Annotated in this window: 22 protein-coding genes; 7 read left to right on the top strand and 15 right to left on the bottom strand. The window is 59.2% G+C overall.

Annotated elements, in window-relative coordinates; translation table 11 throughout:
• Positions 1 to 1,124 (bottom strand): TonB-dependent receptor plug domain-containing protein (locus tag ACIQ0Q_RS02250; protein ID WP_395771319.1); only part of this gene is annotated, 1,124 nt, incomplete at its 3' end.
• A gap of 228 nt (positions 1,125 to 1,352) precedes the next feature.
• On the opposite strand from ACIQ0Q_RS02250, the gene ACIQ0Q_RS02245 reads away from it, so the two are divergent.
• On the top strand, positions 1,353 to 3,959 hold the full coding sequence (locus ACIQ0Q_RS02245; RefSeq protein ID WP_395771318.1) for an alpha-amylase family glycosyl hydrolase: 2,607 nt from the start codon (positions 1,353 to 1,355) through the stop codon (positions 3,957 to 3,959).
• On the opposite strand, the gene ACIQ0Q_RS02240 is transcribed toward ACIQ0Q_RS02245, so the two are convergent.
• Together ACIQ0Q_RS02240 and ACIQ0Q_RS02235 are read right to left on the bottom strand one after the other, a co-directional pair.
• A complete protein-coding gene (locus ACIQ0Q_RS02240; protein WP_395771317.1) occupies positions 3,960 to 4,661 on the bottom strand; it encodes a DUF6445 family protein in 702 nt (233 codons plus the stop codon).
• A gap of 3 nt (positions 4,662 to 4,664) precedes the next feature.
• Positions 4,665 to 5,618, bottom strand: a complete 954-nt coding sequence (locus tag ACIQ0Q_RS02235) for an alpha/beta hydrolase (RefSeq protein ID WP_395771316.1) — start codon at positions 5,616 to 5,618, stop codon at positions 4,665 to 4,667.
• A 196-nt stretch (positions 5,619 to 5,814) separates the two neighbouring features.
• Here ACIQ0Q_RS02235 and ACIQ0Q_RS02230 point away from each other — a divergent pair, with 196 nt between their 5' ends.
• Both ACIQ0Q_RS02230 and ACIQ0Q_RS02225 read left to right on the top strand, forming a co-directional pair.
• The gene (locus ACIQ0Q_RS02230; RefSeq protein ID WP_395771315.1) at positions 5,815 to 7,332 is read left to right on the top strand and encodes a tryptophan halogenase family protein; all 1,518 of its coding nucleotides are present in this window, start codon (positions 5,815 to 5,817) and stop codon (positions 7,330 to 7,332) included.
• 46 nt (positions 7,333 to 7,378) lie between these two features.
• Positions 7,379 to 8,620, top strand: a complete 1,242-nt coding sequence (locus ACIQ0Q_RS02225; protein WP_395771314.1) for a cation:proton antiporter — start codon at positions 7,379 to 7,381, stop codon at positions 8,618 to 8,620.
• Between the two features lie 176 nt (positions 8,621 to 8,796).
• Here the strand turns inward: ACIQ0Q_RS02225 and glyS are convergent, their stop codons facing one another.
• On the bottom strand, positions 8,797 to 10,875 hold the full coding sequence (gene glyS / locus ACIQ0Q_RS02220) for a glycine--tRNA ligase subunit beta (protein WP_395771313.1): 2,079 nt from the start codon (positions 10,873 to 10,875) through the stop codon (positions 8,797 to 8,799).
• Positions 10,872 to 11,771, bottom strand: a complete 900-nt coding sequence (gene glyQ, locus ACIQ0Q_RS02215) for a glycine--tRNA ligase subunit alpha (RefSeq protein ID WP_395771312.1) — start codon at positions 11,769 to 11,771, stop codon at positions 10,872 to 10,874. Before glyQ ends, glyS begins: the two co-directional genes overlap by 4 nt.
• 78 nt (positions 11,772 to 11,849) lie before the next feature.
• On the opposite strand from glyQ, the gene ACIQ0Q_RS02210 reads away from it, so the two are divergent.
• A complete protein-coding gene (locus ACIQ0Q_RS02210) occupies positions 11,850 to 12,788 on the top strand; it encodes a hypothetical protein (protein WP_395771311.1) in 939 nt (312 codons plus the stop codon).
• Here the strand turns inward: ACIQ0Q_RS02210 and eda are convergent.
• The 8 genes from eda to ACIQ0Q_RS02170 all read right to left on the bottom strand — a co-directional run bounded on the left by eda (position 12,763) and on the right by ACIQ0Q_RS02170 (position 19,518).
• The gene (gene eda, locus ACIQ0Q_RS02205) at positions 12,763 to 13,389 is read right to left on the bottom strand and encodes a bifunctional 4-hydroxy-2-oxoglutarate aldolase/2-dehydro-3-deoxy-phosphogluconate aldolase (protein ID WP_395771310.1); all 627 of its coding nucleotides are present in this window, start codon (positions 13,387 to 13,389) and stop codon (positions 12,763 to 12,765) included. The two genes, ACIQ0Q_RS02210 and eda, sit on opposite strands and share 26 nt — an antisense overlap.
• Complete coding sequence (gene edd / locus ACIQ0Q_RS02200; RefSeq protein WP_395771309.1) at positions 13,386 to 15,209, bottom strand: phosphogluconate dehydratase; 1,824 nt, start codon at positions 15,207 to 15,209, stop codon at positions 13,386 to 13,388. The genes eda and edd overlap by 4 nt, the downstream gene beginning before the upstream one ends.
• The gene (gene pgl, locus ACIQ0Q_RS02195; protein ID WP_395771308.1) at positions 15,206 to 15,922 is read right to left on the bottom strand and encodes a 6-phosphogluconolactonase; all 717 of its coding nucleotides are present in this window, start codon (positions 15,920 to 15,922) and stop codon (positions 15,206 to 15,208) included. The genes edd and pgl overlap by 4 nt, the downstream gene beginning before the upstream one ends.
• Positions 15,919 to 17,319, bottom strand: coding sequence for a glucose-6-phosphate dehydrogenase (zwf, locus tag ACIQ0Q_RS02190; RefSeq protein WP_395771307.1), 1,401 nt, complete (start codon positions 17,317 to 17,319; stop codon positions 15,919 to 15,921). Before zwf ends, pgl begins: the two co-directional genes overlap by 4 nt.
• 97 nt (positions 17,320 to 17,416) lie before the next feature.
• Positions 17,417 to 18,169, bottom strand: a complete 753-nt coding sequence (tatC, locus tag ACIQ0Q_RS02185; RefSeq protein WP_395771306.1) for a twin-arginine translocase subunit TatC — start codon at positions 18,167 to 18,169, stop codon at positions 17,417 to 17,419.
• Positions 18,166 to 18,615, bottom strand: coding sequence for a Sec-independent protein translocase protein TatB (tatB, locus tag ACIQ0Q_RS02180; protein ID WP_395771305.1), 450 nt, complete (start codon positions 18,613 to 18,615; stop codon positions 18,166 to 18,168). The genes tatC and tatB overlap by 4 nt, the downstream gene beginning before the upstream one ends.
• Before the next feature lie 2 nt (positions 18,616 to 18,617).
• Entirely contained in the window at positions 18,618 to 18,806 is a 189-nt protein-coding gene (gene tatA, locus ACIQ0Q_RS02175) for a twin-arginine translocase TatA/TatE family subunit (protein ID WP_395771304.1), read from the bottom strand.
• A gap of 31 nt (positions 18,807 to 18,837) precedes the next feature.
• Positions 18,838 to 19,518 carry a lipid-binding SYLF domain-containing protein gene (locus ACIQ0Q_RS02170; RefSeq protein ID WP_395771303.1) on the bottom strand — a complete coding sequence of 227 codons (681 nt, stop codon included), beginning with the start codon at positions 19,516 to 19,518 and terminating at the stop codon, positions 18,838 to 18,840.
• Between the two features lie 124 nt (positions 19,519 to 19,642).
• Between ACIQ0Q_RS02170 and hemH the strand changes: the two genes are divergently transcribed.
• From hemH to ACIQ0Q_RS02155, 3 genes are read left to right on the top strand one after another with little or no spacing between them, the layout of a single operon-like run.
• A complete protein-coding gene (gene hemH, locus ACIQ0Q_RS02165) occupies positions 19,643 to 20,599 on the top strand; it encodes a ferrochelatase (protein WP_395771320.1) in 957 nt (318 codons plus the stop codon).
• Complete coding sequence (locus ACIQ0Q_RS02160; RefSeq protein ID WP_395771302.1) at positions 20,596 to 21,459, top strand: alpha/beta fold hydrolase; 864 nt, start codon at positions 20,596 to 20,598, stop codon at positions 21,457 to 21,459. The genes hemH and ACIQ0Q_RS02160 overlap by 4 nt, the downstream gene beginning before the upstream one ends.
• 31 nt (positions 21,460 to 21,490) lie before the next feature.
• The gene (locus ACIQ0Q_RS02155; RefSeq protein ID WP_395771301.1) at positions 21,491 to 22,171 is read left to right on the top strand and encodes an energy transducer TonB; all 681 of its coding nucleotides are present in this window, start codon (positions 21,491 to 21,493) and stop codon (positions 22,169 to 22,171) included.
• Here ACIQ0Q_RS02155 and ACIQ0Q_RS02150 read toward each other — a convergent pair.
• Positions 22,168 to 22,917, bottom strand: coding sequence for a M48 family metallopeptidase (locus ACIQ0Q_RS02150; RefSeq protein WP_395771300.1), 750 nt, complete (start codon positions 22,915 to 22,917; stop codon positions 22,168 to 22,170). The two genes, ACIQ0Q_RS02155 and ACIQ0Q_RS02150, sit on opposite strands and share 4 nt — an antisense overlap.
• Positions 22,917 to 23,822 carry a recombination-associated protein RdgC gene (locus ACIQ0Q_RS02145; protein ID WP_395771299.1) on the bottom strand — a complete coding sequence of 302 codons (906 nt, stop codon included), beginning with the start codon at positions 23,820 to 23,822 and terminating at the stop codon, positions 22,917 to 22,919. Before ACIQ0Q_RS02145 ends, ACIQ0Q_RS02150 begins: the two co-directional genes overlap by 1 nt.
• Positions 23,823 to 23,837 lie beyond the last annotated feature (15 nt).

Genomic DNA, 23,837 nt, shown 5'->3' with positions numbered 1-23,837 from the left:
CGAGTGGCGCTCGATACCGAAAAGTCAGCGACGATCGACCAGTTGTCATCAATCTTGACCTTGTTGTTCCAGCCCAGCGAGAACAGATCGTCTGCAATGGGGTTGCTGTCCATGCGCAGCACTGGCTTGACATTGGTCCAGGAGCTGTCGGTGATGGTTTTATTGCTATTGACGGTATAACCCGGCTGCAGCACGCCTTGACCCCAGGCGGTACCGTATTCGAGACCGGTCTTGACTTCGGTCTTGTCGAATTTGGAATAGAACAGATCCAGGGTGGTTTCGTAAAATTCTGTCGGCTTGAACTGCACGGTGGTCATCAGGCCGTCGCGTTTCAGGTTGTTGTCGAATTTGTAGATTTTGCCGCCACCCGAGACCTTGGTACCGCTCGGACCGTCGGCATAACCCCAGGATTCGTTCTGGTAACCCGGGCTCGGGCTGTCAAGACGGGCATAGCCAATCGCGATACCGAGGGTGTTGTCCATGAATTGGTCGATGTAGGAGAAGCTGAAACGGCCGCCGTTTTCGGTCTGGCCGGCAACTTTATTCTGATCGAAGCGATAGTTCAAGGCCATGACCTGCTCGCCGAAGCTCAGCGGCTTGACGGTCTGCAGATCGACGGTGCCGGACAGGCCCTGACCGACCAGAGAGGCATCCGGAGTTTTGTACACGGTCACGGCGCTGAGCAACTCGGACGGATATTGATCGAACTCGACGCCGCGGTTGTCGCCGAGGCTGACCTGTTCGCGGCCATTCAAAGTGGTGCCGGCGAAATCACCCGCGAAGCCACGGATATTAATCTGGGTGGCACGGCCGCGCTCGCGCTGAGCAGTAAGACCTGGCAGGCGCGCGATGGACTCAGCAATAGAGGAATCCGGCAGCTTACCGATGTCTTCGGCGGAAATCGATTCGACGATACCGGTAGCCGTCTGTTTGGTGTCGATGGCATCTTCGATACCACGACGGATACCTTTAACGGTCACCTTGTCGATGGTCTCGGCTTCCGTCGCTTTCTTGGCAGCTTCTGCTTTTTCAGCATCGGTCGCATCTTGGGCATTCGCGGTTCCCACTAACAGCATGGTGGCCGACATCAATGCAACGCTGAGCATGTTGCGCTTAAGTACCATTATTCCTCTCCATTTAATTGCAAATGTGGTTGAATGTGTTGCGACAATCGTAACGGTACACGCCAGACGGCATACCCGTTTTTTATTAACGAACGGTTAAAATGATTGCAGAATTTATAAAGTATTAACACTAAATGCATACGTATTCATTACCTATTCAGCTTCGTAGACCTCGTCAAGCATGCTCGGTCATAAATCATAAATAATTGATTAATATATAATATTATAATGAAGCCATTGTCCCTGCAAGCGAAAATCGCCGCCCTTGTCCTGTCGGTCAGCCTGGCCAACGTGAATGCACAAACATCGGATGTTTTACATGTGCCGTCCCCGGACTGGCGCGAGCAAATCATCTATTTCGTCATGCTGGACCGCTTCAATGATGGCGACACCTCGAACAATAATCAGGGTGTGGGCGAGTACGACCCCGGACGTAACAGCCATTATTCCGGCGGCGATCTGCCGGGGCTAACAAATAAAGTAAATTATATCAATAACTTGGGGGCCACGGCTGTCTGGATAACCCCGCCGGTGGCGAACCAGTGGTGGAGCCCTTCGTCGCAATACAGCGGCTATCACGGCTACTGGGCTAAAGACCTGATGACGGTGGACAGCCACTATGGCCACCTGAGTGACCTGCAAAATCTGAGTCGCCGGCTGCACGGCCAAGGCATGTATCTGGTCCAGGACATCGTGGTCAACCACATGGGCAATTTCTTCGCGTACGACCCCAAACAGTGGAGTGCGCAGAATCCCGACCTGGGCTACCGGCGCGAGGCGGCCACGGCGCAGGGCCACGCGCCCTCGCAGGAGCCGTTCAATCGCAATGATGCCCGCGATCCGATCCAGGTACACGAGGCCATCTACCACTGGACACCCGATATCCGCGACTTCACCAATCCGGCCCAGGAACGTGACTGGCAGATGGCCGGACTGGACGATCTCAATACCGAAAATCCGCGTGTGCGCGAAGCGCTACGCCGTAGCTACGGCTATTGGATCCGCGAAGCCGGGGTGGATGCATTCCGGGTCGATACCGCGTTTTACGTGCCGCCGGACTACTTCCGGGACTTCCTGTATGCCGATGATCCGCAGCAGCCCGGCATTCTGCGCGTAGCCGAGGCCACCGGCCGCCGCAACTTCCATGTGTTCGGCGAAGGCTTCGGCATCGACAAGCCTTTTCAGGAAACCCAGAGCCGGAAAATCGAATCCTTCGTGCGTAGCGCCGACGGCCAGGCTCTGCTGCCGGCGATGATCAACTTTCCGCTATACGGCACCGGCATCGACATCTTCGCCAAAGGCCACCCGACCCGGGAAATGCGTCATCGCATCGAGACCATGATGCGTGTGCATGAACGTCCGCATCTGATGCCGAGCTTCGTCGACAACCACGACGTCGACCGCTTCCTGGCCAACGGCGGCATGGCGGCACTGCAGCAGAACCTGCTGTTGATCATGACCCTGCCCGGCATACCCGTCATCTATTACGGCACCGAACAGGGCTTCACCGAACAGCGCGGCGCCATGTTCAAAACCGGCTTCGGCTCCGGCGGCCAAGACCGCTTCGATGAAAACGCGCCCTTGTACCTTAGCCTGCAGACCATGACGGCCCTGCGCAAATCGCAGAAGCTGTTCACCCACGGCAGTCCGACGGTGCTCAAGGACAGCGCCACCGGGGCCGGGGTGCTCGCCTACCGCATGCGCCACGGTAAGGCGGATGCGCTGGTGCTGTTCAACACCTCGGATAGCCCACACGTGCTCGACAATCTCGACACCGGCCGGCCGGATGTGCGCGGCTGGCGCACGGCATTTTCACTGACGGCGTTCCCGAAAACACTCACTGCCGATACCAAGGGCCGGATGTCCGCGGTGCTGCCGGCCCGCGCCGGCATTGTGCTGCTGCCCGAAGCCGGCATCTCGGCAAATCCGAAGCCTTCGGCCATCTTGCGGATCGATGCCCTGCCGGAAACGGTTGAAGGCGATGTCCTTGTTGTGCAGGGGAGCAACGGCAACGCCGACCCCTTCCAGCTGAGCTTGAACGGTGATCTGGCTCATGCCGTGACGGTGTCGCCCTCGACCAACGGACGCTGGCAGGCCCGGCTACCCATCGAAAGTCTGACCGAGTCACGGGACGCGCATCAGGTCGTGGCCTGGCAAGACAGCACAGCCAGCGCCTCGGCGCCGCAGTCTTTCCTCGTGCGCCGGAATTGGCAAACGCTGCTGGAACGAACCGACCCCCGCGGCGACGACCGCGGCCGCAGCGGCGGCCTACGTTACCCCAGCGATATCAGTTGGGGCGAACACCATCAGGGCGATATCGAAAACCTGAGCGTGCAGCGTGCCGGCAACACCCTGCGCATCGTGTTGCGGCTGCGCGGCATGACCCAGTTCTGGAATCCGCCGAACGGTTTCGATCATGTCGCGGTCACCGCCTTTTTGCAACTGCCCGAGCGTGCCGGTGGCAGCACGCTGATGCCGCAACAGAACGGCAGCCTGCCCGAAGGCATGCGCTGGCATTACCGGATGCGCACGCACGGTTGGTCGAATGCCTGGTTCGGCGCCGATGGTGCCGATGCCACCAGCGAGGGAGGGGTGTCCAGTCCCGGCGCGCAGGTCGTCGCCGATGCCGGGACGCGGACGCTGACCATCACCATTCCCGCCAAGTCTCTGGGTAATCCCGCATCGCTGTCGGGAATCAAGCTGTATCTGAACACCTGGGATTACGACGGCGGGTATCGCGGCCTGTCGCCGGAAGGCGGTGGCATGCTCTTCGGCGGCGACCACGCCGATGGCACCAAGGTGCTGGATGAAACCGAGGTGCTGGTGCTTCCCTAATCAGTCCATAGTGCCGGTAAAGAAGCCATTGAAGGTCAGGCGCCCGGTCAGGGGATCTTCTGTCAGTGCCTCGGGCCGGCCGATGTCACCGCTATGGAACTTCATGCCGGGGTAGACGATCATGCGGTTATACCGCGCGGGAACCGTCAGCACTTTCTCGAAATAGGCGTTGGAGTCGATCATGTAGCCGCACGATAGGCGGTAGTGTTGGAAAAACGCTTCCGCCTCCATGCGGTTCGAATCAATCAGCAGTTGCGTCAGCGGCGGCCTCTCGAGAAGGGGCCGAAAAAAATGCGTGCCTCCGAGCGGCGGATCATCGAATAGATACAGCACCGAGGCCAAGGGCAGCTTTCCCGGAGGAGCCTGCAGACGATCGCGGTGGCACAGCGACTGCGCCGGGGTCAATTGTTCCGGCGCCAAGGTCACCATGGAGAGGCGGCAGTAAGCATCGACGATACGGGCAATGCCGAAATGAAGCCGTAGCCAGGGCGATACCGTGCCCAGCAGCGCCGCCGTGACCGTATCGGGTAGCCTCAGCTCGCGTCCCGGATAGGCGTTGTGCTGCGGCGGTTCGAATTGTGCGGCGAATTCTGCAGCACGGCTTCGCCATCGTTCGGGCTCCAACAGGATGTCATCGAAAACCAGACACAGGCCGCCACCGGGAATCGGCAAAGCCTGCGGAACGATATCGGGACGGAACATCGGTCAGTCCGGCGGAAACAGGAACTGCAGGGGAATATCCAGGCGCGCCGCCCAGGCCTGCTCGCTGTGCTCGGTGCCCGGAAATACCTGCGTCCGCCAATGGGCATCGGTGTATCCCCGTCGCCGCATTACCGCATCGGCGCGGACCTGCAGGGGTGCATACAGAGCGTCCAGCGTGGCGGTACCGTGGTCGAAGTAGATCCGGTGCGACACCGGATCCGGCAATGCCGCCTGCATGTAGTCGAAGAACGCCTGCGGAATGGGATTATTGTCCACCGTGAAGATTCCGGGCCAGTGCGTGGAAACACAGGCCGCCGCACCGAACACCTGCGGATATTCGGAAATGGCGTACATGGAAATCAGGCCGCCCATGCTGGAACCCATCACGGCGGTGTGCTCGGGGCCCGTGTCGACGCTGAAGTGGGCGTCGATATAGGGTTTGAGTTCTTCCACCACAAACTTCAGGTAGGCATCGGAATCGACCGCGCCATCGAACAGCGCCTGCTGCGGATTGCGTTTCATCCCGAGCAGCTGGCGGCGGAAGTCATCCGGCAGGGCCTCGAACGGTTTCTGCGGAAAATACTCGACATGGCGGCGCTTGCCGCCGTTGTGAATGCCGACGATGAGGAAGGGCCGGGTTTTGCCTTCGGCCATCAACCGGGCGGCGGTTTCATCAGCTTGCCACTCCTGCTTATTCCAGGTGATTCCGGCATCGAACAGCATCTGGCCGTCCTGCATATACAGCACGGCATATTTCTTTTTGTCGGAATAGCCCGGCGGCAGCCAGACGTCGACATCGCGCGGCGGAATGTTTCTGGAAGGAAATGCAGCCAGCCTCTGTACGCTACCGGTCGTGGGTTTCGGTATCGGTGTATCGACAACATCAGCACGAACGCCGCAAGGTATGACGCACAGCATTGCGGCCAGGATGAATGCCGCGCCTTTCAGGACTGTCATGGTGATGGCTCCTTTGTCATGCATAGCGTACGCCCACCACAGGAAATCCGGCAACATCCAATTCAGGCCGGCCAGGGATGCGGGCAGGACGGCCGGGCTATACCGAAACCGCGGATTTTCACGGCCGACCCTACATCGGCTGCCGAGGGCAATGTTAAGATGTTTACGTTTATCCACAGCTTAAACGGAACGTATCATGAGTCATGCCGGTATCCGGAAAGTCATCATCGTCGGCGGCGGTACCGCCGGCTGGATGGCTGCCTCCTTCCTCTCCCAGGCCCTCAATGGCAAGTTCGCCATCGAACTGATCGAATCCGACGACATCGGCACCGTCGGCGTCGGCGAAGCAACCATTCCACCGATCATCAACTTCAATTCGGCATTGGGAATCGATGAAACCGATTTCATCAAGGCCACCCAGGCCAGCTTCAAACTTGGCATCGAATTCCGCAACTGGGGCGGTCTGGGCGAGCGTTACGTGCACGGTTTCGGCGGCATGGGCCAGAGCACCGGGATAATCGACTTTCACCATTACTGGCTGAAGATGCATCTGGCCGGCAAGGCTGACTGCATCAAAGATTATTCGCTAAACCTGCTGGCCTGCGAACACAACAAGTTCCTGCGTGCACAGCATGATATTCCGAATTCGCCGCTGAAGGATCTCGGACATGCGTTCCATTTCGATGCCGGCCTATATGCCAAATTCCTGCGCGGCTATGCCGAGAACAAAGGAGTTGTGCGCACTGAAGGCAAAATTGCTTCGGTCCAGCAGCATCCGGAAACCGGATTCATCACTTCGGTGACGCTCGAAAGCGGCAGCGTGCATGCCGGTGACCTATTCATCGACTGCTCCGGATGGCGCGGTCTGTTGATCGAGGAAACCCTGAAAACCGGTTACGACGACTGGAGCCACTGGCTGCCGATGAACCGTGCGCTGGCAGTACCCTGCGAGTCGGTATCGCCACTGACGCCCTACACGCGCTCGACCGCGCATGGCGCCGGCTGGCAGTGGCGGATTCCGCTGCAGCACCGCACCGGCAACGGCCACGTCTACTGCAGCGAATACATCAGTGACGATGAGGCAGCAGCTGTGCTGCTGGCCAATCTCGACGGCAAAGCCTTGGGCAGCCCGCGCCCGCTGCGCTTCGTAACCGGTAAGCGCAAGAAGTTCTGGAATAAAAACGTGGTCGCCATCGGGCTAGCATCCGGCTTCATGGAGCCGCTGGAGTCGACCTCGATCCATCTCATCCAGAAAGGCATTTCCCGGCTGGTGTCGTTATTCCCTGATGCCGGTTTCGACCCGGTCAACATCGATGAGTTCAATCGCCAGGCCACGGCCGAATTCGAGCAGATCCGTGACTTCATCATTCTGCATTACAAGGCCACCAAACGCGACGACACCCCGTTCTGGAACTACGTGCGCAACATGCCGATACCCGACAGTCTGCAGCAGAAGATGGATCTGTTCCGCGCCAACGGCCGCATCTACCGCCTCAACAACGAACTGTTCACCGAAGTCAGCTGGTTCCAGGTCATGTTCGGGCAGGGCATCACGCCGCAGGGCTACCACCCGCTGGTCGATGCCAAATCAGAAGAACTGATTGAGAAGATGGTCAACAACGTGAAAGAAGTCATGCACGGCGTGGTCAAGCTGATGCCGACGCACGAGGAGTTCATCGCCAAGAACTGCAAAGCGCCGCCGATGGCGATGTAACGACGAAGCCGAACCCTTGTTCATCCATATGTCGAGTTGATTTTCGATGACCCCATTTGAACTATCCGTCATGTTCTTCCTGCAGATGGCGTTCATTCTCGCGGTGTGCCGCATGACCGCGTGGCTGTTCATGAAAATCGGACAGTCGCGCGTGGTCAGCGAGATGATTGCCGGCGTGCTGATGGGCCCCTCGCTGATGGGCTGGCTGTTTCCGGAATTTTCAGCTTACCTGTTTCCGACGGAATCCAAGGCCATCCTGTTTTCGGTTGCACAGCTTGGCTTGGTGCTGTACATGTTCCTGATCGGTGTCGAGTTCGATGTCGATCTTATCCGCAAACGCGTGCGCAGCGCAGCCAGCATTTCGATCGCCGGTATTGTGGCGCCATTTTTATTGGGCGGCACGCTGGCCTATTTCATCGCCGATGATCCGCAACTATTCGCTGAAAAAACCACCAGCTTAGAAGCCGTGTTGTTTATGGGTGCGGCCATGGCCATTACCGCCTTCCCGATGCTGGCGCGCATCATTTTCGAACAAGGCCTGACCAAAACTTCGCTTGGTACTTTGGCGCTGGCGGCCGGAAGCATGGATGATATGGCCGCATGGTGCGTACTAGCCGTGGTGCTGGCCAGCTTTCATTCGGATTGGAGCATCGCCTTCATTGCGATTGGCGGCGGGATTTTCTTCGCTGTCGTTTGCCTGACCTTGGTCCGCCGGCTGTTGCAGCCGATGGGCGAACGCGTTGAAAAAAGCGGCGTGATCAGCCCGGACATGCTGGTATTCACCTTGATGCTGGTGATGCTGGGCGCCTGGTTCACCGATTTCATCCAGATCTATGCCGTGTTCGGTGCATTCATGATGGGCGTGGCCATGCCGCGCGGCAAGTTCGCCGCCGAACTGCATCGGACCATGTACCCCTTGACCGTGGCCCTGTTGTTGCCGGTATTCTTCGTGTATTCCGGCCTCAACACCAAAATCGGTTTGGTGAATACGCCGGCGCTTTGGGCGCTTACCGGCGCGGTGCTGCTGGTGGCGATTGCCGGCAAAGGCGTGGCCTGCTATCTGGCGGCACGCTGGAGCGGTGAACCGCACAAGGAAGCGATGGGCATCGGCACACTGATGAATGCGCGCGGCCTGATGGAACTGATCATCCTCAACATCGGACTGGAACGCGGCATCATCGAGCCGACGCTGTTCACCATCATGGTGCTGATGGCGGTGGCAACCACCTTGATGGCCACGCCGATTTTCGAGCGCATCTACGGCAAGAAGGAATTGCGCACAACCTGATTGCGGGCGGCCGTCAGGGCCGCCCATAGGGTCGGATTATTTGCCTTTCTTGGCGGCTTTCTCGGCGCGCTTTTCTTTCAGGGATTTTTCCGGCTTCTTCTTGGTTTCTTTCTTCTGGTTCATGCCTTTGGACATGGCGATCTCCTCGTTGCGGTGTTACTAGGATTATGCCGGATTTATGCCAAGACCGAAATATCCCCAACCGCATTAAATTGAGCGGCCAGATTGCCTAGCAAAGCCAAACGATTGCCGCGTATAGCCGCCTCGTCAGCATTCACCATTACGCCCTCAAAAAAGGCATCCACCGGCACACGCAATCCGGCCAAGGCCTGTAAAACAGCCACATAATCGCGGGCAGCCAGCTTAGCTGCATTGTTTTGCGCCACCGTTTGAACGGCGTGCCATAGGTCTTTCTCGGCTTTTTCCTGCAACAAGGCTTCCGATACCGAAGCTCCTGCTTCACTGCCGGATTTTTTCAGAATATTGCCGATGCGTTTATTGGCGGCTGCCAAAGCCGCCGCTTCCGGCAGTTTGGCGAATTCGGCAATGGCAGCCAGACGCTTGGCGAAATCAGGTAGCGCCAATCCCCAATCTGCTCTGTGTGCTTCACTCGACAATACCGCTTCGAACTGTTGCTCTGTAAGGCCTTTGTCAGAGAAATAGTTTTTTAGTCGATCTAATACAAAACCGGCCATGTCAAATGCTGATTCAGCAGGCTGAACCGGTTGAAGTTGTACCGCCTGATTCAATAATTTAGCAAGGGGCAAATCAAACCCGCCTTCGAGCAAAGTCCGCGCCAAGCCAAGCGCATTGCGTCGCAGCGCAAATGGATCTTTGTTGCCGGTCGGTTTCAACCCGGCAGCGAAGCCACCCGCCAACGTATCTAGACGCTCGGCGATGGCCAGCACCTGGCCCAGCTTGGAAGCGGCGATGGCATCACCGGCAAAGCGCGGCAGATAGGCTTCATCAATGGCTATGGCCACGGCCTCGTGCTCACCGGCGGCCTTGGCATAGTAACGGCCGGCGATACCCTGCAGTTCCGGGAACTCACCGACCATGCGCGATTGCAGATCGGCCTTGGACAGTTCTGCCGCGCGTCGGGCCTGGGCGAAATTCAGTCCGGCATCGCGGGCGATGCTTTCCGCCAAGGCCGCGATACGTACGGTCTTGTCGGCATAGCTGCCGAGTTTCTGCTGATACGTAACGGAAGCCAGGCCTTCAGCCATGGCGGCAACGCCCTGCTTGAGGTCTTCATCGTAAAAGAACGCGGCATCGGCGAAGCGCGGACGGATGACGCGCTCGTAACCCTGCTTGATCTGCGCCGGGTCTTTCGAATCGATGTTGGCGATGCCGATGAAGTATTCGGAGAGTGCGCCGTCGGTTTCGCGCAGCGGGAAGAATTTCTGGTTAGCCTGCATAGTGGACACCAGCGCCTCGTGCGGCACACGCAGAAACGCCGGCTCGAACTGGCAGAGAATGGCGGCTGGCCACTCGACCAGGCAGTTCACCTCTTCCAGAAGCGCATCGGGAATATCCGCCTGTTTGCCGACGGTCGCGGCGGCGGCACTGATTTGCGTGGCAATCCGTTGCCGGCGCTCGGCCGGATTCACCAGCACCTGTTTTGCACGCAGGATGTCCACGTAGTTTTCCGGATGAGCGATATCGACCGCCTCCGGCGCGTGGAAGCGATGTCCATGCGAGGCACGGCCGGCCTTTAGGCCCAGTACCGTCATCGGCACCACGACATTGCCATACAGAGCCACCAGCCAATGTACCGGACGCACGAACTGGGTATCGCGGCTACCCCAGCGCATCGGTTTCGGAATCGGCATGGCCTTCACCGCTTCGTTGACGATGTCCGGTAACAATTCGAGCGTCAGGCCGCCGGCCCGGGAACTGCGGGCGACGAAACGTTCGCCCTTGGCGTCGCTGATGCGCGACAGTTCTGCGATGGTCAGGCCGTTCTTCTGGGCAAATGCCTGCAGGGCCGGTGTCGGCTGGCCGGCGGCATCGAGTGCGATAGTGGCATAGGGACCGAACACTTCCGCATGCTGTGCCGGCTGTTCGCTCTGCACCGCATCGATGCACACTGCAAGCCGGCGCGGCGAATACAGGCCGTGCACTTCGCCCATGGCCAGGCCGCGTTTGTGCAGACCTTCGGCAATGCCCTCGGCGAAGGCCTTGGCCAGCTCCGGCAGGGCTTTCGGCGGCAGTTCTTCGGTGCCGAGCTCGATCAACAGGGCTTGCGTGTTCATGCGGACACCGTTTTCAGGTTCGGGAAGCCCAGCTTCTCGCGCTGGGCGTAATAAGCTTCAGCCACCGCACGCGACAGGGTGCGCACGCGCAGAATGTAGCGCTGGCGTTCGGTCACCGAAATGGCGCGACGGGCATCGAGCAGATTGAAACTGTGCGAGGCCTTGCACACCTGTTCATAGGCCGGCAACGGCAGACCGAGTTCGACCAGCTTCAGGGCTTCCTTCTCGCAGGCATCGAAACGGTGGAACAGTTCGGGCACATCGGCGTGTTCAAAATTGTAGGCACTCTGCTCGACTTCATTCTGATGATAGACATCACCGTACTTGACCACGCCCTGCGGACCGGTGGTCCAGACCAGGTCGTACACGTTGTCGACATTCTGCAGATACATGGCCAGACGTTCGAGACCATAGGTGATTTCACCGGTGACCGGTTTGCATTCCAGGCCGCCGGCCTGCTGGAAGTAGGTGAACTGGGTGACCTCCATGCCGTTGAGCCAGACTTCCCAACCCAGACCCCAGGCGCCGAGGGTCGGCGATTCCCAGTTGTCTTCCACAAAACGCAGATCATGCACCAACGGATCGATGCCGAGCGCCTTCAGCGAATCCAGATACAGCTCGAGGATGTTGTCGGGGTTCGGCTTCAACACCACCTGATATTGGTAGTAACGTTGCAGGCGGTTCGGATTGTCGCCGTAACGGCCATCGGTCGGGCGTCGGCTCGGCTGCACATAGGCCGCGTTCCACGGCTCCGGCCCGAGCGCACGCAGGAAGGTCGCCGGATGGAAGGTGCCGGCACCGACTTCGATGTCGAAGGGTTGGATCAGCACACAGCCCTGGGCGGCCCAATACTGGTTCAGGCGCAGGATGATGTCTTGGAAACTCGGTGCCGACATGGCGGTTTCGCTCTTTTCGGTGAATGTGGCTATTATAAAGGCTGTTCGCCGCGGTCAGGCACTTACAGAGAGGTTTTCATGGAAATCAGAAAGGCAAGCGTTTCCGATATGTTCGGCTGGCTTATCAGTAGCTTCAAGTTAGTCGGAAAGTACTGGGGCACCTTCATGCTGGCCGCCCTGGTCAGCCTGGCCGCCATCTTCCTACTGGCATTTGTGGCGGGCCTGGTCATCGGCCTGGGCGCGGCCGGCGCCGCCATGGGCGATGTCAACAGCATCGATTGGCAGAAAATCGCATTGATGTATGCCGCAATCCTGTTAGTGGCTCTGATTCTGGTGCCGCCATTCATCGCGGGCTGGTTCGTACTCACCGGCAAACTGGCCGACGGCCAATCGGCCTCGCTCGGTGATTTATTCTCCGGATACGGTGACGCTACCCGCTGGAAGAAGCTGATTGCCTTCGGTTTCATCGGCGCCGTACTGAACATCGCCGTGCAGGGGGGGTACATCCTAATCTGCATGGCACTGGGTATCGGCAGCGACGACATCGGTCAGTTCATGAGTGCGCAGCTGAACAATGATCCGGAAGCCATGGCCGGTCTTTCCTCAGGCTTCTGGGCCGCCTATGCCGGCATCATCCTAATTGGCTCCGTGCTACAGACTGCGTTCATGCTCGGCTTCTGTCAGGTTGCGTTGACCGACACCGGTGCCGTCGATTCGGTGAAGGACGGCATTGCCGCGACCCTGAAAAATCTCGGCAGCTTGCTGCTATTCATGCTCGCCATGCTGTTGGTCGTGATTGCCGCAGCACTGGTGATCGCGCTGCTCGCAGGGCTGCTCATCGCAGCGATCAGCATGCTCAACAGCAACATCGCTCTGGCGCTCGGTGCCGTGTTATACATCCTGTTACTGTTGTTCATTTATCCGCTGATGTTCTCGTTCCAGTATCTGTTCTGGCGCGATGTCCTCGGTGGCGGTGGCAAGCCCGCGACTGTCAGCGATTCGGAAGTTTTGATCTAAGCGCCGCAGCGCGGATTTCGTCCCAGCGTCCGGCCGCAATGGCCGGGCGTGCGGCCAGCCAGGACACGCCCACGCTCGGGATGTTGGCTTCGGCCAGATACACCGGCAGATCGGCTTCGGTGATGCCGCCGGTGCAGCAGAAGCAGGCCTCTGGAAAGGGGCCGGCGAAGGCCTTGGCCAAAGCGATGCCGTTAATGGCACTGGCCGGAAACAGTTTGAAATGGGTCAGTCCGGCATTCAGGCCGAACATGAGCTCGGATGCGGTAGCGATGCCCGGCAACAGGTCCAGACCCAGATCGCGGGCACCCTCGAGCAGTTCCGTACTGATACCCGGCGATACCACCAATTCCGCACCGGCATCCTTGACCTGTTGCAGATGACGGCGATTCACGGCGGTGCCGGCGGTCAATTGCATGGCCGGCACCTGCTTGGCGATGGCTTCCATGGCCGCCAGCGCCTGTGGCGTGCGCAGGGTGATTTCAATGGCGCTGATGCCGGCATCGAGCAGGGCTTCCGCCAACGGCACGGCCTGCGCGGCATCGTCGATGACCACGACCGGAATCACCGGATTGCCGAAGAAACGCCGGATGGCCTCGCTCATGGTTTCTCTCCGAAAAAGATACTGCAGCCGGTTTCCGTGCCGGATACATGGTCACGGAATAATTGGAAATATTCACGGCCCAGGCCGGTCTGATGACCGGATTCAGTACAGGATGACGAAGGCCGACTGGCCAATTCCGCCTCACTGACATGCAGGTGCAGCGCGCCGGAGCGCGCATCGATGCTAATGAGGTCGCCATCGCGAACTTTACCAATCAGACCGCCTTCATCGGCAGCAGGGCTGAGGTGAATCGCGGCCGGTACCTTGCCGGATGCGCCGGACAAACGGCCATCGGTGACCAAAGCCACGCGATGGCCTTTATCCTGCAGATTCGCCAAAAGCGGCATGAGCTGATGCAACTCCGGCATACCATTGGCACGCGGCCCCTGGAAGCGCACGACGGCGACCAGATCACCATTCAAATCACCGGCTTTGTGGGCTTTTGCCATCGCGATCTGGCTGTCGAAAACGCGGGCCGGTGCCGAGACTGCCCATTTCGACTCATCCAATGCCGAAATCTTGATCACCGCCTGGCCGAGATTGCCTGCCAGCTTGCACAAGCCGCCCTGCGGCGAGAACGGATTGCTGGCCGGGCGCAATATGCTTTCATCGCCGGACTGCAGCGGCGGATCTTTCCAGTACAGATGACCCTGTACCAGACTCGGCTCGCGCGCATACGACGAGATCGGTTCACCGATGACGCTCCGTGCTTCGGCATGCAACAATCCGGCCGCCAACAGCTCGCGAATGATAAACGCCATGCCACCGGCCGCATGGAACTGATTGACGTCGGCCGAGCCATTCGGATAAATGCGGGCCAATAAGGGCGTGACCGCGGACAACTCGGCCAGATCATCCAGCGTTAAAACATAACCAACCGCGCGCGCCATGGCGATGATATGGATCATCAGATTGGTCGAGCCGCCGGTCGCCATCAAGCCGACGATGCCGTTGACCAAGGAACGGGCATCGATGACTTGATGGAACGGCAGGAACTCATTGCCCAAGGCGCTGTGGCGGGCTACCGTCTGTACCGCGAATTCGGTCAGGCGCTCGCGTAAATCGCCCGATGGCGGCACAAACGCGCTGCCGGGGATGTGCAGACCCATCATCTCCATGAGCAGCTGGTTGGAGTTGGCCGTGCCGTAGAACGTGCAGGTTCCTGCGGCGTGGTAAGAACCGGCCTCCACGGCCAATAATTCTTCGCGGCTGGCCAGGCCGTCTGCGTAGCGTTGGCGAACCTTGGCTTTTTCCGCATTGGCAATGCCGGACGGCATGGGTCCAGCCGGAACAAAGACCACGGGCAGATGCCCGAAGGCGGCGGCACCGATAAACAGGCCCGGCACGATTTTGTCGCAGACGCCCAGCATCAGTCCGGCATCGAACGCGTCATGCGTGAAGGCTACGGCCGTTGCCAGTGCGATGACTTCACGGCTGAACAGGGACAGTTCCATGCCGGGTTGGCCTTGGGTCACACCGTCGCACATCGCCGGCACGCCGCCGGCGACCTGTGCCGTGGCTTGGCAGGCGCGTGCCCAATCGCGGATTTTTGCCGGATAGGTTTCATACGGCTGATGCGCCGAGAGCATGTCGTTGTAGGCGGTGACGATGCCGATATTGGGAAACCCGCCGAAGCCTAGAGCAGACTTATCGCCGCCACTGGCCGCCATCACGTGCGCCAGATTGGAACACGACAGGCGCGAACGCGCCGGGGTAGAGCGCACCTGCGCCTGCATGCGGCCGGTGTAATCGGCACGCAGATCAGAGCTGCGTTCAATGATTCGTTCGGTAACGGCAGCGATGACCGGATGCAGACTCATGCGGGACTCCAGAAAATATCGACAGGACCAGCGTATTCGGCCAGAAAACGGGCTACAGCGTAGTGCCGGGCGCGGCCATCAAGACTATGCTCCAGAACATCGCGCTTATCGGCACCGCTGATACAGAACAGCACGTGCCGTGTCTGCAGCAACGCCGGCAAGGTGAAGCTGAGGCGGTCGGTTTTACCGACGCCGGGGGCAAATCGCATCGGCATTACCACACGTCCGGCAGCGGCCTCCATGGCCGCTTGGTAATCGGCGCTCTCCGCGAACAGCGAAGCGATGTGGCCGTCGGCGCCCATGCCGATCACGGTGATGTCGAACGGCAATCCGAAACCACGAACAGCGGTATCGGCAGCGCAAGCCGGATCAGCAGCCTCGGTATACAGGCCCTGCCAGGCGCCGAGCTGCGCCATGACGTCTGCGAATGCTGCCGCGATGGCGCGTTCGTTGCTCTGGGGGTCGGTCAGCGGTACGCAACGCTCGTCGATCAAGGCCATCCGCACCTTAGGCCATGGCATGGCGGCAGCAGCGAAATCGGCATAGGCGGCCATCGGCGTACTACCGCCGGCCAGACCGATACGAACGCTGCCATGGTCGGCAATTGCATCGTGACTGAGCTGCTGCAGATGCCGTGAAAGTGCCGCGGCCATGGTGGCGGCATCGGCATGCACCTGCCAGCGCGCGGCTTGTGGCTGAGCGGTCGGCATCATTCGAAATCCGGCCCGTTGCCGCCGGCCGGATAATGCAGCAATGGCGCTTGCGTGGTCTTGCGGGCGGCATGGATCTGATCAACCCAGGCCCAAGCCTGTTCGAGTTCATCACGGCGCACGAACAAGGTACGGTCGCCCTTGATGGCATCACGGATGAGACGTTCGTAGGCGATGTGACGGATCTTGCCATTGCCGGCATCGGTGATTTCCAGATTCAGCGCCACCGGCTTCAGTATGAACTCATGCACATCCGGGGTCTTGTTGAAGATTTCAAGCGTAATCGACTCATCGGGCTGCATCTGGATGACCAAGCGGTTGCACAGATCGGTATCCGGTTTCTGGCCGAACAGATATTGCGGCACTTCCTTGAAGGTAATGATCACTTCGGTATGTTTTGATGCCAGACGCTTGCCGGTTTTCAGATAAAACGGCACGCCCTTCCATCGCCAGTTGTCGACATGCGCCTTGATGGCCACGAAGGTTTCGGTATTGCTGATCTCAGCAGCATCGGGCTCATCGTTGTATCCCGGCATATGGCCTTCAGTGGAAGCCGTATATTGGCCGAAAATAACACAGTCGATGAAATTGGCTGCGGTGATTGGATGCAAGGCCTGCAGCACTTTGATTTTTTCATTGCGGATTGCCTCGGAACTGCCGTTCACCGGCGGCTCCATGGCAATCAGCGAAATCAGCTGCAGCATGTGATTCTGTACCATATCGCGCAACGCGCCGCTCTTGTCGTAATAGGCCCAGCGGCCACCAATGCCCAGTGACTCAGCGATGGTGATGTGCACGCTTTCGATATGGTGGCTGTTCCAAAGCGGCTCGAAGATGGCATTACCGAAACGCAGAGCCAGCAGATTCTGCACCGCCTCCTTGCCGAGGTAATGGTCGATGCGGTAAGTCTGTACCTCGGCCAGCACATTAGCGATGCCGTCGGAAATGGCGCGGCTGCTAGCCAGGTCCTTGCCGATTGGTTTTTCCAGAATTACCCGCGTACGCGGATCGATCAGGCCGGCGCCCTGCAGATTGGCTACGATCGGCGTAAACAAATCCGGCGGCATCGATAGGTAACTGATGGCGACATGGCGTCCGGCACGCCTCAGATTATCGGCAAGATCGGCATAATCGGCAGCACGGCCGGCATCAAGATTGATGAATTCGATCTTGGCCAGAAATGCCGCAAGCCGATGACGGTTGCCGTCGTTCAGTTCTTCGGAGAGCACCCTGTGCAAACGGGCGTGCAGCTCGGCGGTAGTTCCGCTGCGGCTGACGCCGTAAAGCGCCATATCCTGAGGCAGCGAGCCATCGCAATGCAGCCGGAATAACGACGGCCAGAGCATGCGTAGGGCCAAATCGCCATGGGCGCCGAAGAGTAGGAATGCGGGAGCAGTCATTATGGCCTGGGCCGGGACTCGGATGAACACATCGCCTAGCATAGCAAAACCGTGCAGCCGAGCCGCATTTAACGGCCCTGCAAACGAATGTAATGGTTTATTTCACCGGGGATACCGGCGTGCTATGGGCTTTGGCTTTTAGCAGCAGACGTGCGGCCACGATACCGATTTCGTAAAGGGCCCACATCGGCAACGCCAGCATAATCTGCGATAGGCCGTCAGGTGGCGTGATGATAGCGGCGATGATGAAGAAGGCAACGATGACATAACCGCGCCATTCGACCAGTTGTTCGACCTTGACCCAACCCAACAGTACGGCGACCAGCACCGCAATCGGCACTTCGAAACTGACACCTCCAGCCAACAGCAGTACCAGCACGAAGTCAAGATACTTGCCGATGTCGGTCATCATCGCAACCCCCTCGGGCGCGGTCGAGTTCAGGTAGGCAAACATCACCGGCAGCAGTGCGAAATAGGTGAAGGCACAGCCGAGATAAAACAGAAGCGTCGCCGCCAGCAGCAATGGGCGCGCCATATTTTTCTCACGCTCGTACAGAGCCGGGGCCACGAATGCCCAAATCTGGTAGAGGATATAGGGTGCGGCGATGAACAGTGCGGCGAAAAATGCCAGTTTCATCGGCACGAAAAACGTGGATGCCACTTCAATGGCGACCAACTGACTACCCGGCGGCAAGGTCTGCTTGAGCGGCACGGCCAGCCAGGCATACAACGGATTGGCGAACGGCAATAGTACGAGAAATACCGCCAACACCGCCACCACTGCGTATAACAGGCGTTGGCGCAACTCCAGCAGATGCGACATCAGTGATTGTTCGTTACCGGCATTCACCAGAGCGCGCCCTGTTTGGGGTGGGTGTCATCCGGGCCGTCTTCGGCCGGGCGTTCGTCGACCGGGCCATCCGGTGCCGGTGTGGCGGCTTCCGGCGGCACATCCATTTCAGCGGCGGTGTTGCCGGCTTCGCTACGGTGCCCGGAGCTTGCAGCCTCGGCAACGGCTTCAAACTCGTGGTTGATGTCGGCTTCGGACTGCTGCAAATCGTCGGTCAAGGCCTGCACCGGGGCCTTGATGCTGTTTTCGACATCCTGCAGATGCTTCTTCATTTCTTCCTGGGCCAGCTCCAGCTCCAGTTCCGATTTCACCGAATACCACTGCGCACGGGCCTTGCGGATCCATAGACCGGTGAAACGTGCTGCTTTCGGAAGTCGCTCCGGACCGAGCACGAGCAAGGCGACCACCGCGATGATCAGCAGCTCGCTGAAACCGACGTCGAACATGTTTAGGCTTGGCTGTCGTTGTCGGGTTTTTTCTGATCAAGGCTTTCCGGCTTGGCATCGTCATCCTTCATGCCCTTTTTGAAGCCTTTGATGGCGCCACCCAGATCGCTACCGATGTTGGCCAGCCGCTTGGTGCCGAACACCAGCAATACGATGACCAGAATGATGATCAATTCCCGCATACCTACCATGACACTGCTCCTGAGATGAATTTACCGCGGATTATTTCTTGGCCTGACGGCTGCTACCTTCTTCCAGTTGATTGCGGAAGTCGATGATGGCCGGGTTCTGGGTCTGCGTGCGGCCATCGAAAATCGAGGCCGGTGACGCCATGTCGCCATATACGACTTCATTGCTTTTACGGTCGATGCGGATGACGGTACCGTCAAGCGCGACGCCGGCAAACAGGCCCTTGGAACGGGAATAGCTGTAGATTTCGGCTTTCAGGTTCTCGTCGGTGCTGGCCTGCACATTACGCCCGACTGGACCGGCGGCAACCGCGGCATCGGCACCGAGGGTGAATTTGCCCTTGATGATGCCATCGACCCCGTCTTTGCTGGTGAATACCAGAATCAAGTCGGATTTCTGCACGCCGGCCTGGAAGCCCAGGCTGCCGCCGCCGACATTGATATAGTTGGGATTTGACCAGACGCCGTCGGCACCACGAACTGAAATTAGGCCCTTGCCACCCCGACCACCGATCCCCAGCGCAGCCTTGGTGAGCTTCGGAACAACGGCGATGGCATAAGCCTCGGCCAACAGGCGTTCGGGAATCGAGTTCTCCGGAATCGCCGACATTTCCTTGAGCACGGTGGTCGCCGAACGGGTACGTTCATCCGGGGTGGTGTTGGCGGAAACACTGGTGGCAGCGAACAGCAGAATGACGGCAAACAGGGCACGCATAGCGGGTTCCTTTATAGTGGGAGGCAGGCCTCAGCGTATTGGATAATGATAACCCCTGACGCCGGGTTCACCTACAATTGTTTACCTTGGATTCATTTTAGCGCCGGAAGTTCAACCCATGTCGATGAAAAACCGCCAACGCCTGATTCTGCTGGTCAATCTAGGAACCCCGGATGCCCCGACCGCCGGCGCGGTGCGGCGCTATCTGGCCGAGTTCCTGCATGACTACCGCGTGGTCGATCTCAGCCGCTGGCTGTGGTGCATCCTGCTGCATTTCATCATCCTACCGGTACGCTCGGGCCGCGTGGCCAAAAATTATGCCAAAATCTGGCTACCGAAAGGCTCACCCTTGCTGGTGTACTCGCAGGGTCTGGCCGATAAACTGCAGCACCAGATGCCGAATTCCGAGGTGCGGTTAGCCATGCGTTACGGCAATCCGTCGATTGCCTCGGTGCTGGCCGATTATCCGGATCTGCGTGAATTGACCGTGCTGCCCCTTTATCCGCAATATTCAGCCACCACTACTGCCTCGGTGTTCGATGCGGTAGCCAAGTTCTACCTCAAACAAGAGCGCGTGCCGAATCTGCGTTTCATCCGCGAATACTACCGTCACCCGGCCTGGCTGGACGCGATGGAAGCGCGTATCCGAAACCATTGGGACTTGCATGGACGCGGCGAGCGCCTACTGTTTTCCTTTCACGGCATCCCGCAACGCTTCGCCGAGCGCGGCGATCCGTACCCGCAGCATTGCCGCGAAAGCGCGGAAGCCATTGCCGAGCGGCTAGAGCTTGCACCGGAGCACTGGCTGATGACCTATCAATCCCGCTTCGGGCGCGAACCCTGGTTGCAGCCCTATACCGACAAAACCCTCGAGCGGCTCGGCGCCGACGGTATGAAAACCCTCGACCTGGTCTGCCCCGGCTTTGCCGTGGATTGTCTGGAAACCCTGGAAGAGATCAGCGTGGAAAATGCACATCTGTTCCAACAGGCCGGCGGCCAGGAACTGCGTTACATCGGCGCCCTAAATGATGAACCGGGCCATGTGGCGGCACTGGCGCGGGTGCTGGAAAGCAACGGATGAGCGGTCATCAGGAATTCATGCTGGAGACCGCGCGTGGTCGCATCGCCGCATTGCGGCTGGGCAACCCGAAGGGCCCGAAAGTGCTGGCACTGCATGGTTGGCTCGACAACGCGGCCAGTTTCCTTCCGATGGCGCCCTATCTGGCGGATGCCGATCTGGTCGCCATCGACATGATCGGTCACGGTGCCAGCACGCACATATCGACCGGTTACGATTACGCCTTCGTCGACTGGCTGCACGACATCCTCGATGTGCTCGATGCCCTCGGTTGGTCACAGGCGCATCTGCTCGGGCATTCACTCGGCGGCGCACTGGCCACGGTGGTTGCCGCCGGCGCGCCGGAACGCGTGCTGTCGCTGGCGCTGATCGAAGCACTCGGTCCACCGCCGTGGCCGGGTGAACAGGCTACCGAACGCCTGCGCAAAGCCATCACCGGCCGCCGCAAGCCGGCCTCCGTGCCGCGCCTTATTCCCGATATCGCCACCGCCGTACGTGCCCGCCTGCAGGCCACTGAAAAATCGGAAGCGGCCGCACGGCTGCTGGTAGAGCGCAATCTGAAACCGGTGGCAGGCGGCTATCAATGGCGCAGCGATCCACGTTTGATGTGGCCCTCGCACATGCGCGCCGAAGAGGTCTCGGTGCGCAACTGGCTGACGGCCATTGCATGCCCGGTGCTGCTGGTCGCCGCCGATCCGGCTCCGGTATATTTCCAGCCGGAAATCCGCAATGCCCGTTTTGACTGCCTGAAACACGGCGAGATGCACGTGATTTCAGGCACGCACCATGTACACATGGATAAAGCGGGCGAGGTGGCGGCGCTGATTTCGGCATTCTGGACATCCCGCGCGAACCTGCCATAATCTGGCTATACCATGCGTGAGGGGAATCACCATGTGGATGAAACTACATGTCACGCTCGCGTTATCGGCGGTCTGCCTATCTGCCGAAGCGCAGCTGAAGGACCGCTTCGAGGTGGTCAGTGGCCGTACCAGCACGCCTTCTCCGATAGAAAACGGCAGCGTCGCCGCCGAGAGCCGGGCCAATCCGGAGATTCTGATTGCCGAGCGCCGCTACCGTGAAGCAGCTGGAATATACCGTGCACAGATCCGGCAATATCATGACCTCAATGACATGAAGCCGCTGGACCAGGCGTGTCAGGGTCTATACCGCGCGCTGCTGCTATCGGACGCGCTTGATGCCAATCCGGATGCCTTCGAACTCTGCCGCAGCGAAGAGCTCGACAAATTATTCGCGCGGGCGGACCGGGAACCGATGTTTCTGACCAATCCGATTTTCCAGACCCCGATCAGCTGGGTTAAGACCGCCGACCCAGGCCGGACTTACAACGTGCAGATCCGATTCGACATCAACGAAACTGGGCGTGCGGAGAATTTCGATTTCATCCGGCACGAAGGCTATTACCTGTCCTACCCGGTGCTGTCGGCGCTGAAGCAGAGCAAATACCTTCCGGCGGTGAAGGACGGCAAGCCGGTTCGCCGTTCCGGAAACCTGATCCAGGTCACGTTCTGTCTTGAGCGCGGCGTGCGTTGTCAGGAAGCGTCTGGCAATTAACCGAACAGCCTCCGCGCCTCGGCCTTGATGGTCGGTCCGTGTGTGCGGAGATAATCGCGGTGATCGCGCCAATCCGGGCAGCGTGCTTCCACTTCATGCCAGAACTTCGGGGAATGATTGCGCTGCAGCAGATGGCAGAGCTCATGCACCAGCACATATTCAGCGACCGGCTCGGGTGCGAACAGCAGCGCCACATCCAGCGTGATGGTGTCGGTGGCATTGAGCGAGCCCCACAGGGAGCGCAGCGGTTTCACACGCACTGCCGCGGGACTCTTTGGAAGCTGTGACAGATAGGATTGTGCGCGCTGCAGAAACCAGCCCTGGCCATACTGCCGGTAGGTCTGCAACAGAGCGGCCTGCAGTTGCCGATCGCTGCTGCGGGTGCTGGTGTGGATGCGCCAGTGCATGTCTTGGCGCAGGATGTGCAGGGCGCGGTCGGCATACCATTGCACCGGAAGCCGCTGTCCGAACCAGGGTAGTTCCGCGGATTCCCCGATGGACAAGGGTGATTGCTGGATGTCGGTGTGCCGCGTCCACTGCGACCATAGCCATTCGGTGTGTTCATCCACGAAGGCGCGTGCTGCTTTTTCCGAAACGCGTGCTGGCAGGGTCAAGCGCGGACCATTGCTGCCAACCAGCAACTTCAACCGTCGGGCCCTGGCATGCCGCTTCCAGGGCAACCAGAAGCGTTCATCATCGCGCTCGAGCCATTGGCCGTCAGCGGCTTTCCGGTCACGGCCGAACATCAGGCCGCCTTGGCGCTTACGCTGAAGGCCTTGGCGAATATGGCATAAAAACGTGCAAGCTCGGCGCCGAACAGCGCGAAACGCGCCATCAGCTCGTCTTCGACCGATTCGGTGTTGGTATTTTCAAGACCGTTGACCGCACCTTCCAGCAATTTGAATTTGCGCAGCACCAGGTCGTCGCCGATCACGCAGGCCAGCTGGGTATCGGCAAGAATCGCAAGCCGGGTCACCTGCTTGCCGGCATGCAGATGCGCTAACACCTCCTCGCTGGCCAGATCGGAACGCAGGCACTTCACCACCGCGCCTTTTTCGGCGGGATCGGTAAGCTCGCACTCCTCACCGAGAAACCAGTTTTCCGGCAGAGCCTCGCCGAGCAGGAAACGGGTCAGCATCGCACGCGGTGACTGTGCGGTCTGCAGGGGCAGCGTCGGAAAGCTGCCGAAGGCCTCGCGCAACTTGCTGACCAGTGCTTCGGCCGCTTTCAGGGACGAGGTATCGATAGCGATGATGCCGGCTTTCGGATCGATCACGGCATGGGTGTGCGAGGGTTTGATGAAGGCGCGCGGCATCAATTCGTCGAGCGTTTCCTGTTTGAGCTGGCTGCGCGCACGCTTGCCGAGCGGAACTCCCTTGGAGTCTTCCAGTTTGGCGATTTTCGCCTGCCACTCGCGCTGCACCACCGCCGCCGGGAGGATACGGTCTTCGCCACCGAGGCTAAGCCAGAAGCTATGTCCGGCGCGCTGCACATAGGCACCATTACCCAGAGGCGGCACAAAACCACGTGATTGCATAGCCAACGATCCGACCGGTTTGAGGGCATGGGCGGATAGCACGTCTTCCAGGGTTTCAAGATCGAGGCGATGGATTTCAGGCAGGGCGAACAGGATGATATTGCGGAAAAACATATGGATTCCAAAAGA

Source organism: Arenimonas sp., assembly GCF_044348765.1.
Lineage (GTDB): Bacteria > Pseudomonadota > Gammaproteobacteria > Xanthomonadales > Xanthomonadaceae > Arenimonas.
This window is presented reverse-complemented; position numbering and strand designations above follow the sequence as displayed.

Excerpts from the sequence above, each read along its gene's own strand:
- pgl (WP_395771308.1), bottom strand. The coding sequence starts at position 15,922 with ATGATGCCGACCGCTCAGCCACAAGCCGCGCGCTGGCAGGTGCATGCC.
- tatB (WP_395771305.1), bottom strand. The coding sequence starts at position 18,615 with ATGTTCGACGTCGGTTTCAGCGAGCTGCTGATCATCGCGGTGGTCGCC.
- eda (WP_395771310.1), bottom strand. The coding sequence starts at position 13,389 with ATGAGCGAGGCCATCCGGCGTTTCTTCGGCAATCCGGTGATTCCGGTC.
- glyS (WP_395771313.1), bottom strand. The coding sequence starts at position 10,875 with ATGAACACGCAAGCCCTGTTGATCGAGCTCGGCACCGAAGAACTGCCG.
- ACIQ0Q_RS02155 (WP_395771301.1), top strand. The coding sequence starts at position 21,491 with ATGTGGATGAAACTACATGTCACGCTCGCGTTATCGGCGGTCTGCCTA.
- ACIQ0Q_RS02145 (WP_395771299.1), bottom strand. The coding sequence starts at position 23,822 with ATGTTTTTCCGCAATATCATCCTGTTCGCCCTGCCTGAAATCCATCGC.
- ACIQ0Q_RS02240 (WP_395771317.1), bottom strand. The coding sequence starts at position 4,661 with ATGTTCCGTCCCGATATCGTTCCGCAGGCTTTGCCGATTCCCGGTGGC.
- ACIQ0Q_RS02230 (WP_395771315.1), top strand. The coding sequence starts at position 5,815 with ATGAGTCATGCCGGTATCCGGAAAGTCATCATCGTCGGCGGCGGTACC.
- edd (WP_395771309.1), bottom strand. The coding sequence starts at position 15,209 with ATGAGTCTGCATCCGGTCATCGCTGCCGTTACCGAACGAATCATTGAA.
- tatA (WP_395771304.1), bottom strand. The coding sequence starts at position 18,806 with ATGGTAGGTATGCGGGAATTGATCATCATTCTGGTCATCGTATTGCTG.
- ACIQ0Q_RS02170 (WP_395771303.1), bottom strand. The coding sequence starts at position 19,518 with ATGCGTGCCCTGTTTGCCGTCATTCTGCTGTTCGCTGCCACCAGTGTT.
- glyQ (WP_395771312.1), bottom strand. The coding sequence starts at position 11,771 with ATGTCGGCACCGAGTTTCCAAGACATCATCCTGCGCCTGAACCAGTAT.
- ACIQ0Q_RS02160 (WP_395771302.1), top strand. The coding sequence starts at position 20,596 with ATGAGCGGTCATCAGGAATTCATGCTGGAGACCGCGCGTGGTCGCATC.
- ACIQ0Q_RS02245 (WP_395771318.1), top strand. The coding sequence starts at position 1,353 with ATGAAGCCATTGTCCCTGCAAGCGAAAATCGCCGCCCTTGTCCTGTCG.
- ACIQ0Q_RS02150 (WP_395771300.1), bottom strand. The coding sequence starts at position 22,917 with ATGTTCGGCCGTGACCGGAAAGCCGCTGACGGCCAATGGCTCGAGCGC.
- ACIQ0Q_RS02210 (WP_395771311.1), top strand. The coding sequence starts at position 11,850 with ATGGAAATCAGAAAGGCAAGCGTTTCCGATATGTTCGGCTGGCTTATC.
- zwf (WP_395771307.1), bottom strand. The coding sequence starts at position 17,319 with ATGACTGCTCCCGCATTCCTACTCTTCGGCGCCCATGGCGATTTGGCC.
- ACIQ0Q_RS02225 (WP_395771314.1), top strand. The coding sequence starts at position 7,379 with ATGACCCCATTTGAACTATCCGTCATGTTCTTCCTGCAGATGGCGTTC.
- hemH (WP_395771320.1), top strand. The coding sequence starts at position 19,643 with ATGAAAAACCGCCAACGCCTGATTCTGCTGGTCAATCTAGGAACCCCG.
- ACIQ0Q_RS02235 (WP_395771316.1), bottom strand. The coding sequence starts at position 5,618 with ATGACAGTCCTGAAAGGCGCGGCATTCATCCTGGCCGCAATGCTGTGC.